Genomic DNA, 12,420 nt, shown 5'->3' with positions numbered 1-12,420 from the left:
ATGTTCAGGCATAGCACGCCCGCTGTCGCACTGGCCGGGATCATCGCCCTGAGCACCGGAGGGTGCACCACCCAGGCCAAGGCCGTACGCAAGGAGCCGACCTACCAGCAGGCCGCGGCCAACCCGCTGATTCCCGCCAACTACGCCGCGGCCGCAACGCTGCTGGCACAGTTGCAGAATCGCCTGGCGACCGGCTCCCCGTTGATCATCGCCACGGTCGTCAATATCGACGCCCTCAACCGCTCATCCACCCTCGGCCGGCTGATTTCCGAGCACGTTTCGGCGCGTTTTTCACAAGCCGGGTACCGGATGGTCGAGATGAAGTTCCGCAGCAGGGTCTACATGGCGCGCAACCAGGGCGAACTGATGCTGACCCGCGAAATCCATGACATTGCCAATTCGCACGATGCGCAGGCGGTGGTCGTCGGCACCTATGCACAGAGCAACGAACTGGTGTTCGTCAATCTGAAGGTGATTCAACCCGAGACCAACATCGTGCTGGCGGCGCACGACTACGCGCTCCCCCTCGATGCAATGACCAGCTCGATGTTGAGCACGAGCCCCTGAGCGCCCCCGGGGTCGGCCAACCAGGCGCGATTCGCGCCAGCCCCCCGCTTCTGGGGGATAATCGCCCGCCACCGACTCTTGCCCCCCGATGCCCTCCGCCTGCGTGCCCCCCGACGCCCATCATTCCGGCCCCACTGCCGGCCTGCCGCCCGCCCTGCTGCTGCTCGGCCCCACCGCCAGCGGCAAAACCGCAAGCGCGCTCGCGCTCGCCCGGCATCTGCCGGTGGAGGTGGTGAGCGTGGATTCGGCGCTGGTGTATCGCGACATGGACATCGGCACCGCCAAGCCGAGCGCGGAAGAGCGTGCGGCGTGCCCGCACCACCTGATCGACCTCATCTCGCCGGAAGAAAGCTACGGCGCCGCGCGCTTTCGTGACGACGCCATCGCGCTGATGCGGGCGATCGGCGCACGCGGGCGGATTCCGCTGCTCGCCGGTGGCACGATGCTGTACTTCAAGGCGCTGCGCGACGGGCTTTCCGACCTGCCCGCGGCCGACCCCGCGCTGCGCCGCGCGCTCGACGAGGATGCCGCCGCACGCGGCTGGCCGGCGCTGCATGCCGAGCTCGCCATGCTCGACCCCGAGGCCGCCGCCCGCCTCGCGCCCACCGACGCCCAGCGCATCCAGCGCGCGCTGGAGATCGTGCGCCTCACCGGCCGCCCGCTCGCCGCCAGCTATGCGCAGGCCGAAGACGCCCCCCTGCCCTGCCGGCTGCTGCCGATCGCGCTCGCGCCTTCGAACCGCGCCGTGCTCCACGCCCGCATCGCCGCGCGCTTCGACGCCATGCTCGACGCCGGCTTCATCGACGAAGTGCGCCGGCTGCGGACGAAATATCGCCTCGACCCGGCCCTGCCGTCGATGCGCTGCGTCGGCTACCGCCAGGCCTGGGAATACCTCGACGGCGCAATCGATGCCGATGCGCTGCGCTTCAAGGGTATCGCCGCCACCCGCCAGCTCGCCAAGCGTCAGCTCACCTGGCAGCGCCAGTTCCGCGAGCGCTGGCCGGGGCTGATCGAACTCGACTGCCTGCGCCCCGACCTGCCCGCCGCAGTGCTCGAGGCCGCACGCCGCCTGCTCGACGCCTGAGCCTTCCCCGCTCCCGCTTCCGCCCACTCACCTTCCGAGGCTCCCATGGACGAACAGATCATCGCCGACATCGAACACTGGCTGGACGAAGTCGTCATCGGCCTCGACCTCTGCCCCTTCGCCGCCAAACCGCGCCGGGAAAAGCGCGTGCGCATCGCGGTCAGCCACGCCACCGACGAGGAAACCCTGCTCAACGACCTGCAGGCCGAACTCGAGCGCCTGTCCGACACCCCGGCGGCCGAGCTCGAGACCACCTTGCTGGCGATCCCCGCTATGCTCGAGGACTTCGCCGACTACAATGACTTCCTCGACGCGGTCGACCTCTGGGTCGAGCAGTTCGGCTGGGAGGGCGAGCTGCAGGTGGCGAGCTTCCACCCCCAGTACCAGTTCGCCGACACCGCGCCCGACGATCCGGGCAACCTCACCAACCGTTCGCCGTGGCCGCTGCTGCACCTGCTGCGCGAGGACAGCCTGGAGCACGTCCTCGCCCATTACCCCGACATCGACGCCATCCCCGAACGCAACATCCGGCGCATGGAAGGACTCACCGCGGAAGACAAGCGCCGGCTCTTCCCCCACTTCTTCGGCTGAGCTCGGGATGACCTCGGACTGACATTCCGCGGGCGCGGCGGGCACGGCCGTCCCCGCGCTGCGCTTTTTCAGCCCGCCGCCCCGCCCGGCGCCGCCACCGCCGCGCGCGCCCGCCGCGCCAGCAGCGTGTACACCGTCGGCACCACGAACAGGGTGAACACGGTGCCAATCAGCAACCCGCCGACGATCACCCAGCCGATCTGCTGGCGGCTCTCGGCCCCGGCCCCGGTGGCGAGCGCGAGCGGGATCGCCCCCAGCACCATCGCTCCGGTGGTCATCAGGATCGGTCGCAGGCGCAGCACCGCCGCCTCCAGCACCGCCTCGTCGACCGTCCGCCCCTGCCCCGGTTCGCGCAGCTGGTTGGCGAACTCGACGATCAGGATGCCGTGCTTGGTGATCAGGCCGACCAGGGTCACCAGCCCGATCTGGCTGTAGACGTTGAGCGTGCCGCCGGCAAGCCACAGCGCGCCGAGTGCACCCGCCATCGACAGCGGCACCGTCAGCATGATGATGAAGGGATCGCGGAAGCTCTCGAACTGCGCCGCCAGCACCAGGTAGATGAAGGCGAGCGCGAGCACGAACACCAGCGCCAGGCTCGCCGAACTGGTCTTGAACTCGCGCGACTGGCCATCGTAGTCGGTGCCGTAGCCCGGCGGCAGGGTGCGCGCGGCAGTGTCCTCCAGCCACTGCAGGGCCTCGCCGAGGGCGTAGTCCGGCGCCAGATTGGCGGAGATCGTCACCGAGCGGCGCTGGCCGAAATGGTTGAGCTCGCGCGGCGCCACCCGCTCGCTCACCGCCACCACGCTCGACAGCGGCACCATCCCGCCATCGCGGGCGCGCACGAAGATGTCGCGGATGTCGCGCGGGTCGGCACGGCTGCCGGCCTCGACCTGCACGATCACGTCGTACTGCTCGGCATCGCGCTTGAAGCGGGTGACCGGGCGGCCGCCGAGCATGGTTTCCAGGGTGCGCCCGATCACATCCACCGCGACCCCGAGGTCGGCGGCGCGGTCGCGGTCGACGTCCACCGCGAGCTCGGGGAGCGTCAGCTTGAGGTCGGTGTCGGGCGACACGAAGCCGGGGTTGGCGCGCATCGCATCGAGCAGGGCGTCGGCGACGCGGGCGAGTTCGTCGTAACTCTCCGAAGTCGAAACCACGAAGCCGACCGGGCGCGAACGCGGACTCTGGCCGAACGAGGCGGGCTGCACCGGGAAGGCGTTGACGCCGGGGATGGCGCGCAGCTTCGGCTGCAGCTCGGCGCCGATCTGCGCCGCCGAGCGTGTGCGCGCGGCCCAGTCGGTGAAGCCGACGAAGGAGATGCCCTGGGACACGGTCGGGTTGCCGGCGATCACCAGGTAGCGGTCGACTTCGGGCAGCCCGGCATAGACGTCCTCGATCTCGCGCGCGTAACGCGCCATGTAATCGAGGGAGGCGCCTTCCGGGCCGGAGAAGATCCCGATCACGCGGCCACGGTCCTCCTGCGGTGCGAGCTCGGTCTTCAGCTGCCCGAGCAGCACCACCGCGCTGCCGGCCACCACCGCGAACGCCAGCATCACCACCCAGCGCCGCGCCAGCGCCGCCGCCAGGGTCCGGCGGTAGCCCGCGGTCAGCGCCCCGAGAAAGCCTTCGATGGCGTTGTACACCGCACCATGGCGCCGCTCATGGCGCAGCAGCCGGGCGCACATCATCGGCGACAGGGTCAGCGCGACGAAGCCCGACACCAGCACCGCGCCGGCCAGGGTGAGGGCGAACTCGGTAAACAGCTTGCCGGTGCGCCCGCTCATGAACGCCACCGGGGCATACACCGCGGCCAGCGTGATCGTCATCGCCACGATCGCGAAGCCGATCTCCTTCGCCCCGCGGAAGGCCGCGGCGAGCGGCGCCATGCCGTCCTCGATGTGGCGGTAGATGTTCTCCAGGACCACGATCGCGTCGTCGACGACGAGGCCGATCGCCAGCACCAGGGCGAGCAGGGTCAGGGTGTTGATCGAGAAGCCGAAGGCGAACATCAGCGTGAACGCCCCCACCAGCGACACCGGAATCGTCACCAGCGGCACCAGCATCGCCCGCCAGTTGCGCAGGAAGAAGAAGCACACCGCGGCGACCAGCAGCACCGCCTCCCAGATCGTGGTGAACACCGCCTCGATCGAGCGCTCGATGAACACCGTGGTGTCGTTGGCGATCGTCATCGACATCCCGGCCGGCAGCTCGGCCTCGAGTCGCGGCAGCATCTCCACCAGCCCGCGCTTGAGATCGAGCGGGTTGGCGGTGGCCTGCTTGATCAGGCCGATCGAGATCGACGGCCGCCCCAGGAAGCGCACCGAAGTGCGCTCGCTCTCGGGCGCCAGCTCCACCCGGCCGACATCGCCGATGCGCACCGTATAGGCGTCGGGCGTGGCCGGCGGGCGCACGACGACGGCGGCGAACTGGGCCGGCTCGGCCAGATCGGTCTGTGCGACGACGGCGAACTCGCGCTCGCGGCTCTCGATGCGCCCAGCCGGGAGTTCCACGTTCTGGCGCCGGATGGCGTCCTCGACGTCCTGCACGGTGAGGCCGAATGCGGCCAGGCGCTCGCGGTCGAGCCAGATCCGCATCGCATAGCGGCGCTCGCCGTACACGCGGGCGTCGGCCGCGCCGGGCAGGGTCTGCAGGCGCGGCTTGATGATGCGGCTGGCGAAGTCGCTCATCTCCAGCGCCGAGTGGCGGTCGGACGAGAACGCCACCCAGATGATCGGGTTGGCGTCGGCCTCGACCTTGGCGATCACCGGCTCGTCGATGTCGTCGGGCAGGCGCCGGCGCACCCGCGAGACGCGGTCGCGCACGTCGGCGGCGGCGCTGTCGGCAGCGCGCTCGACGCGGAAGCGCACGGTGATCTGGCTGCGCTCCTGGCGGCTGATCGAGGACAGCACGTCCACCCCCTCGATCCCGGCGAGCGAGTCCTCCAGCGGCTTCGTCACCTGCGACTCGACGATCTCGGCGCTGGCGCCGCGGTAGGTGGTGTCGACGGTGACCACCGGCTCGTCGATGTTGGGGTACTCGCGCACGGCAAGGCGCGAGTACGACATCAGCCCGACCAGCAGCACCAGCAGGGACAGCACGGTGGCGAACACCGGGCGGCGGATGCAGATCTCGGAGACGACCATCGCCCGCTCTCAGTCGGCCGGCGCCGCGCTGCCGCCGGCGCGCACCTGCACTGGGGCACCGTCGCGCAGCTTCAGCTGTCCCGCGGTCACCACCTGGTCGCCCGCCTGCAGGCCGTCGACGATCTCGACCATCGCCTCGCGGCGCACGCCGGTGCCGACCACCACCCGCTGTGCCTTGCCCTCGGCGACCCGGTAGACGAACTGCACGTTGCCGGGCGCCGGCACCAGGGCCGTCTCGGGCACCATCACCACGTCGCCGCGCTCGGCCAGGATCAGGCGCACGCGCACGAAGCCGCCCGGACGCAGCCGCATTCCCGGATTTTCCAGCCGGGCGCGCAGGCGCAGCGCCCGGCCCTGCGCATCGACCAGCGGATCGACCGCGTCGACGGTGGCGGCGAAGCGCTCCCCCGGCAGCGCGTCGCTGGCGAGCGACAGGGTCTGCCCCGCCCGCACCCGGTCGAGGTACTGCTCGGGCAGACGGAAATCGACCTTCAAGGTGGCGATATCTTCGACATTGACCAGCGCGTCCCCGTCCTTGACGAAGTCGCCCGGGCTCACGCTACGGAGCCCCACCACACCGTCGAAGGGGGCGCGGATCTGCATGCGCGCCAGCCGCGCCTGCGCCAGCGCGACGCCGGCACGCGCCACCTCGAGCTGGGCACGGGCGCTGTCGAGGCTGCTCTGGCTGACGAATTTGCGCGCGAACAGATCCTGGGCACGATGGAAGCTCGATTCGGCGAGGGTGAGAGCGGCGCGCGCCTGCTCCAGCTCGGCGCGCTGCACCGCGGCATCCAGTTCGACCAGCACGTCGCCGCGCCGCACCGCGCTGCCATCGCGAAAGCCGATCGCGGCGATCCGCCCGGCCACTTCGGGGCGCAGCACCACCGATTCATTCGACACCAGCGAGCCGACCGCGGTGACGTCATCGGCCAGCGCCAGCGTCCGCACTGCGTGCGTCTCGACCGCGACCGGCACCACGGCCGCCGGCGCATCGGGACCGGAGCGCGGCACGCCCCCCGGACTTCGGCTCGCATGCCAGGCATAGCCGGCCAGGAGTGCGAGGCCGATCAGGCTGGCAATGACGATGAAGGGGTGGCGAGAAGACATGGCGTTAGCGGCTTGGAGGGCTTGGAGCGGCGGGCAATTTCCCGATTGTCACACAACACCGCACCCGCCCGCCTCGCCCGGTTACGCCGCTGCGTTGCAAACCGCCTTCGCTGCACGCTTACCGAGTGCGCCGCACATCGACCGGCGCGGCGAAACGAAAGGCGGGGCGCACTCGGCACCCGGTAGACGTGACGATGGGGACCGAAGTCCCCACCGGCTTTTCTTTGGTAACAAGGCTCAAGCGGCCTCGGCATAGGCCTTAGGCGGCCAGTGCGAAACGCTCATCGTTGGCGTTTATGGTTTTGCGCGGATTACGTCCGTCGCCTCTCGGGTTGCCTGCTCACCTTTGCCCGCCCTGTCGAAACCGGTACACCCCCACCCAAACACACTCCCGAATGCGCTTGGGTGGAGGTGAGGGGAATCGAACCCCTGTCCAGAACGCCTCCAGATTGCCGGGATTACAACCATGAGGGCTATGGTACGCAGGCCAGCGTCAGCATTCAACACCTACGCGCGCCAGACATCGGCGCAGTTGTAAGCAATGTTCTCGCCGGCGGGGCCGCAGGCGCCCGCCGGCGCCTCTGCGGGGGCCGCCAACGGGCGCTGCCGGACGGGCCCACAAGCGGGCCGGATGGCATGCCGGGCATGCCCGATGTGCTGCGGGGCTGGGCCGGAACCCTGACTCGGGTGATAATGCTGGACTGCCGATACAACGGACACTGAATCAATGAAGCGCGTGGATGATTTTCGCCTACGACTGGGCTCGCAGGAACTGGTACCGATCATGGTAGGAGGGATGGGAGTCGATATCTCGACCGCCGATCTTGCCCTGGAAGCCGCCCGTCTGGGTGGGGTCGGTCACATCTCCGACGCGATGCTGCCCACGGTTTCGGACCGCCGCTACAACACCAAGTACGTCAAGAACAAGCTCCAGCAGTACAAGTTCAACGTCGCCAACACCGACAAGTCAGTGGTGCAGTTCGATCTCGGCCTGATCGCCGAGGCTACCGCGACCCATGTCGGGCGCACGATGGAAGCCAAGCGCGGGCCGGGCCTGGTGTTCATCAACTGCATGGAAAAGCTGACGATGAACAGTCCGCGGGACACCCTCCGGGTGCGCCTGCGGACCGCGATGGACCACGGCATCGACGGCATCACCCTGGCGGCCGGCCTGCACCTCGGCTCGTTCGCGCTGATCGAGGATCACCCCCGCTTCCACGACGTCAAGCTCGGCATCATCGTCTCCTCGCTGCGCGCGCTGCAGCTGTTCCTGAAGAAAAGCGCGCGCACCGGCCGCCTGCCCGATTTCGTGGTAATCGAAGGCCCGCTCGCCGGCGGCCATCTGGGCTTCGGCATGGACTGGGCGCAGTACGACCTCGCCACCATCGTCGCCGAGATCCGTAACTGGATGCGCGAGCAGCAGCTCGACATTCCGCTGATTCCGGCCGGCGGCATCTTCACCGGAAGCGATGCGGTCGATTTCCTCGAGGCGGGCGCCGCTGCGGTGCAGGTGGCGACGCGTTTCACCGTCACCCAGGAATGCGGCCTGCCCGACGACGTCAAACAGCATTATTTCAAGGCCAGCGAAAGCGAGATCGAGGTCAACCAGATCTCCCCCACCGGTTACCCGATGCGGATGCTCAAGAGCAGCCCCGCGATCGGCAGCGGAATCCGCCCCAACTGCGAGGCCTACGGCTACCTGCTCGACTCGCACGGCAACTGTCAGTACATCGATGCCTACAACCGCGAAGTGGCGGCACATCCGGACGCGAAGAAAGTGAAGGTGCGGGACAAGACCTGCCTGTGCACCCACATGCGCAACTTCGACTGCTGGACCTGCGGTCACTACACCTACCGCCTGAAGGACACTTCACATCGCGACGAGAACGGCGACTACCGCATCCTGAGCGCCGAGCACGTGTTCCACGATTACCAGTTCAGCACCGACAACAAGGTCGCGCTCCCCGACTGAGCGCGGGATGGCGCCGCAAAACGGCGCCATTTTTCTTTTTTGCTCCGCGACTTATTTCCTCGCCCCCGGCATTCGCCGGGGCCACGATGGCAGCGTTTCGATCTCGCCCGGTCAACCGATGAACGTCGCCATCGTCGATGACACGCCGCTCAACCTCACGCTGATGGCCCGGCTCGTCGGCCGCCTGCCCGGCGCGACCCCGGTGGCGTTCGATCGTGCGCTCCAGGGGCTGGCATGGTGCGACGCCAACGACCCCGACCTCGTCATCGTGGACTACAGGATGCCCGAGATGGATGGCCTGGAATTCATCCGCCATCTCCGTGCACGCCGCGACAGCGACGATCTTCCGATCCTGATGGTGACCGCCAGCGATGATCGCCGGGTGCGCTACCAGGCGCTTGAATGCGGCGCCAGCGACTTCCTGACCAAACCCTTCGACACCCACGAGTTCGAGCCACGGGTGCGCAACATGCTGAAATTGCGCAGTGCCCACCTCGCAACCCGCCAGCGTACCGCCAGCCTGGCGGCCGAAGTGCGCCGCGCCACCACCGAAATCCTCGAGCGCGAGCGTGAAACGATCACCCGGCTGGCGCGCGCAGCCGAATTCCGCGATCCGGAAACCGGCGCCCACATCCAGCGCATGTCACACTATTCGGCGCTGATTGCGCGTGCCCTGAGCTATCCCGAAGAGTTCGCCGAAGCCATGCTGATGGCCGCGCCGATGCACGACGTCGGCAAGCTCGGCATCCCGGACGACATCCTGCTCAAGGCCGGGAAACTCACCGAGGATGAATTCGCCATCATGAAGCGCCATCCCCGCATCGGCTACGACATCCTGAAGGACTCCTCCTCCAGCATTCTGCGCCTGGGGGCGACCATCGCCCTGTCGCACCACGAAAAAATCGACGGCAGCGGCTACCCGCAAGGGCTCTCCGGCGAGGCGATTCCCCTCGCCGGGCGCATCGTCGCGGTGGCCGACGTCTTCGATGCACTCACCTCGGCACGCCCGTACAAACCGGCATGGCGGTTCTCCCGCGCCATCGCACTCCTGCGCGCCGGCTGCGGCAGCCACTTCGACCGCCGCTGCGTGGATGCCTTCCTGCACCGCTGGAATGACGTGCTCGCCATCCACGCACGCTTTCGCGACACTCCAGCGCCAGCGCACGGGAACGCGCGAACGGCCGCCACACCGATGTGAGCGCGCGGCGCCGGCGTTCAGTCCCGGCGTTCGATCAACTCCACCTTGTAGCCGTCGGGGTCTTCGACGAACGCGATCACGGTCGAACCGTGCTTCATCGGCCCGGCTTCACGCACCACCTTGCCGCCGCGGGCGCGGATCTCGTCGCAGGCCTTCTTCGCATCGGGCACTTCGAGCGCGATATGGCCGTAGGCGTTACCCGCCTCATAGGCATCCACGCCCCAGTTGTACGTCAATTCGAGCACCGCTGCGTCCTTTTCGTCCTGGTAACCGACGAAGGCCAGCGTGAACCTGCCGTCCGGGTAGTCCTGGCGACGCAGCAGGCGCATTCCCAGGACTTCGGTATAGAACGCGAGGGAACGCTCCAGATCGCCGACGCGCAACATCGTGTGCAGAATACGCATGAAATTCTCCTTGGTCGGAGGATGGAAAGAAGGGTGGCGGAGGGCGGGCCGGCTCAGCCTGCCGCGGCGCCGCGGCCCGGTGCGCTGTGCGCCCCGATCACCGGCAGGGTCGGCGCGGCCGCGCGCAGCGCCGAACGCGCAGCGCGCCAGTTCGGATAGACGTCTTCCACCACGGCCCAGAAGCGCGGGGAATGATTCATCTCGATCAGATGCGCCACTTCGTGGGCCACCACGTAATCGATCAGCCCCGGCTGCAGGTGGATGAGTCGCCAGTGCAGGCGTATCCCCGAGCGGCTGCTGCAACTGCCCCAGCGCGTCACCGCGTTCGACAATCGCACCGGTGGCTGCTTCAGGCCGAGGCGATGGCAATACTCCGCCACCCGCCCGCGATACCAGGGCAGCGCCCGGGCCTGGAGCGCGCGCAGCAGCGCACGCGAGGGATCGCCCCCGAGCGGGAGCACGAGTTCTTCGCCGCCGTCGAGCGCCGCCCGCCACTGCGTTCTGCCGCCTTCGCGCAGGCGCAGCCTGAGCGGACAGCCGAACAGAGGGAGTTGCACCCCGTCCGCGACCTCCAGCACCGGCGCCCGTGCCGCCTCCGCGCTCGCCTTCAGCCGATCGAGCAGCCAGCGCCCGTGGCTGTGAACGAAACGCTCGATCTCCTGCAGCGAAGTGCGCAGCGGCACCGCCACGCGCGCACCGCAATGGTCGATCTGCAGAGCGAAGGAGCGGCGCGCCGAACGACGCAGCACCAGGTCCACCGCCGTGCCGTCGATCACCATCGCGTGCGACAGCTCCACCGCCTCGCCTTTCCCATCCCGGCGCACGTTCAACGCTTGTCCTGCCACTCCAGCCCGCGCGCCGAAAGCGTCTCCCGGATCCGCGCCATCGCCGCGGCGACAGCGGCCGCCGGCCCTTTCATGCCCAGTTCCAGTGAGCGCCGCCGTCCTTCTTCGGCCAATGTGGGCAGGCTGAAGAGGGTGGCCTCGGGAAAGTCGTCGCAGAGCTCGCGCATCAGGCCGATGAGTTGGCCTTCGTAGACGTCCCACACCGTCAGTGCCTGTTCGACATAGTCTTCGGCGTGGTGGAGGTGGGCATATTTCGTGTCCAGCACCCATTCCACCATCGGCCAGGCCATGACCGGAAAGCCGGGCACGAAATAGTGCTGCCGGATGGAAAAGCCGGGGATGCGGTTGTAGCCGTTGGGGATGATGTCGCTGCCCACCGGATACACGCCCATCTGCAGGCGCTCGGGCGTGATCTCGTCACCGAAGCGGGCACGGATCTCGGCCTCGGCCGCGGGATGGAGGGCCAGTTCCAGGCCGAGCGCGGCCGCCGCCGCGGCGCGCGTGCGATCGTCCGGAGTCGCGCCGATGCCGCCGAAGCTGAACACCACGTCGCCGCTGGCGAACGTCTGGCGCAAAGTCTCGCACAGGCGGACGGGGTCGTCACCAGCGTAGCGCGCCCACGCCAGCTTCAGCCCGCGCGCGGCGAGCAGTTCGATGAGGCGGGACAGATGCTTGTCGCTGCGGCGGCCGGAAAGGATCTCGTCGCCGATGATCAGGGCACCGAAGTTCATGAAATCTTCCGCGGGGGGGGAGCGGCATCGAGCACGCTGATGCCGTGCTGCAGGCGATGGCGGCGCAGGGCCTCGAGCAGGTAATGCACGAAAGCGAGGCCGGCATAGGCCGGCGCCACCAGGTTGACGAAAGGAACGTAGGCCAGCAGCGCGGAGCCGCCGCCGAGCAGCAGCATCTGCGGCCTGCGGTCGCCACGCAGGCGCTGGAGTTCATCCTTGTCGGCGTGCAGCATCAGCGCATCGTAGCCGAACGCGCGCTGGTTGAGCCAGCCGGTAAGTACGACCGAGGCGAGCAGGCCGACACCGGGGATCAGCCAGAGCGGCAACGACACCAGCAGTGCGAGCAAAAACAGAAGGCCGGCGACGACCGAATTCCACGCGCTGCCGAAGTTGGAGCCGCCGCGGCGCTGTTCGAGTTCGGCGTAGTCGGTACGCCCGATCCGCTCCAGCATCAGCGGCAAGGCAACGGTGGCCACCAGCAAGGCCGCGGTCACATAGACCAGGGGCACCACCAGCAAGGCGACGGCGATCTTGATCAGCACCAGCATCGTCACCGCCGCCGCATCCGAAGCCGACAGCCAGCCGCCGACGAAGGACCAGCCGTTCACCCAGGCGAACAGGCCCTCGGTGACCGGCGTCCACACCAGCACCGCGACCACGGTCCACACCAGCATCGCAACCACACCCGGCCACAGCAGGTGCCAGAAGATGTCGCGCCGCAGCAGGCTGCGGCTGGCGCGACCGAAGGCAACGAGAATCTCCTTCACGACCACCCACC

The 12,420-nt window shown here is 68.5% G+C and carries 11 protein-coding genes and 1 other RNA gene; 5 read left to right on the top strand and 7 right to left on the bottom strand.

Annotated features, from left to right (window positions below; translation table 11 throughout):
- The 3 genes from MXC99_RS14405 to MXC99_RS14395 all read left to right on the top strand — a co-directional run bounded on the left by MXC99_RS14405 (position 1) and on the right by MXC99_RS14395 (position 2,242).
- The gene (locus tag MXC99_RS14405; protein WP_247726112.1) at positions 1 to 567 is read left to right on the top strand and encodes a FlgO family outer membrane protein; all 567 of its coding nucleotides are present in this window, start codon (positions 1 to 3) and stop codon (positions 565 to 567) included.
- 88 nt (positions 568 to 655) lie between these two features.
- On the top strand, positions 656 to 1,651 hold the full coding sequence (miaA, locus tag MXC99_RS14400; RefSeq protein WP_247726111.1) for a tRNA (adenosine(37)-N6)-dimethylallyltransferase MiaA: 996 nt from the start codon (positions 656 to 658) through the stop codon (positions 1,649 to 1,651).
- 45 nt (positions 1,652 to 1,696) lie between these two features.
- Entirely contained in the window at positions 1,697 to 2,242 is a 546-nt protein-coding gene (locus MXC99_RS14395) for a DUF1415 domain-containing protein (RefSeq protein WP_247726110.1), read from the top strand.
- Positions 2,243 to 2,310: 68 nt separating this feature from the next.
- Here MXC99_RS14395 and MXC99_RS14390 read toward each other — a convergent pair whose 3' ends face one another.
- The 3 genes from MXC99_RS14390 to ssrA all read right to left on the bottom strand — a co-directional run bounded on the left by MXC99_RS14390 (position 2,311) and on the right by ssrA (position 7,009).
- Complete coding sequence (locus tag MXC99_RS14390; protein ID WP_247726109.1) at positions 2,311 to 5,385, bottom strand: efflux RND transporter permease subunit; 3,075 nt, start codon at positions 5,383 to 5,385, stop codon at positions 2,311 to 2,313.
- Positions 5,386 to 5,394: 9 nt separating this feature from the next.
- On the bottom strand, positions 5,395 to 6,492 hold the full coding sequence (locus MXC99_RS14385) for an efflux RND transporter periplasmic adaptor subunit (protein WP_247726108.1): 1,098 nt from the start codon (positions 6,490 to 6,492) through the stop codon (positions 5,395 to 5,397).
- Positions 6,493 to 6,681: 189 nt separating this feature from the next.
- Positions 6,682 to 7,009: a transfer-messenger RNA gene (gene ssrA / locus MXC99_RS14380) on the bottom strand.
- A 210-nt stretch (positions 7,010 to 7,219) separates the two neighbouring features.
- On the opposite strand from ssrA, the gene MXC99_RS14375 reads away from it, so the two are divergent.
- The gene (locus MXC99_RS14375) at positions 7,220 to 8,464 is read left to right on the top strand and encodes a nitronate monooxygenase (RefSeq protein ID WP_247726107.1); all 1,245 of its coding nucleotides are present in this window, start codon (positions 7,220 to 7,222) and stop codon (positions 8,462 to 8,464) included.
- A 118-nt stretch (positions 8,465 to 8,582) separates the two neighbouring features.
- Positions 8,583 to 9,662 (top strand): HD domain-containing phosphohydrolase, encoded by a 1,080-nt coding sequence (locus MXC99_RS14370; protein WP_247726106.1) that lies wholly within the window; start codon positions 8,583 to 8,585, stop codon positions 9,660 to 9,662.
- Positions 9,663 to 9,679: 17 nt separating this feature from the next.
- On the opposite strand, the gene gloA is transcribed toward MXC99_RS14370, so the two are convergent.
- From gloA to MXC99_RS14350, 4 genes are read right to left on the bottom strand one after another with little or no spacing between them, the layout of a single operon-like run.
- Positions 9,680 to 10,066 carry a lactoylglutathione lyase gene (gene gloA / locus MXC99_RS14365; protein ID WP_247726105.1) on the bottom strand — a complete coding sequence of 129 codons (387 nt, stop codon included), beginning with the start codon at positions 10,064 to 10,066 and terminating at the stop codon, positions 9,680 to 9,682.
- Positions 10,067 to 10,119: 53 nt separating this feature from the next.
- Positions 10,120 to 10,845, bottom strand: a complete 726-nt coding sequence (locus MXC99_RS14360; RefSeq protein ID WP_247726144.1) for a M48 family metallopeptidase — start codon at positions 10,843 to 10,845, stop codon at positions 10,120 to 10,122.
- 47 nt (positions 10,846 to 10,892) lie between these two features.
- Complete coding sequence (locus MXC99_RS14355; RefSeq protein ID WP_247726104.1) at positions 10,893 to 11,642, bottom strand: competence/damage-inducible protein A; 750 nt, start codon at positions 11,640 to 11,642, stop codon at positions 10,893 to 10,895.
- Entirely contained in the window at positions 11,639 to 12,409 is a 771-nt protein-coding gene (locus MXC99_RS14350) for an EI24 domain-containing protein (protein ID WP_247726103.1), read from the bottom strand. The genes MXC99_RS14355 and MXC99_RS14350 overlap by 4 nt, the downstream gene beginning before the upstream one ends.
- Positions 12,410 to 12,420 lie beyond the last annotated feature (11 nt).

Source organism: Thauera aromatica, from assembly GCF_023093595.1.
GTDB lineage: Bacteria > Pseudomonadota > Gammaproteobacteria > Burkholderiales > Rhodocyclaceae > Thauera > Thauera aromatica_A.
This window is presented reverse-complemented; position numbering and strand designations above follow the sequence as displayed.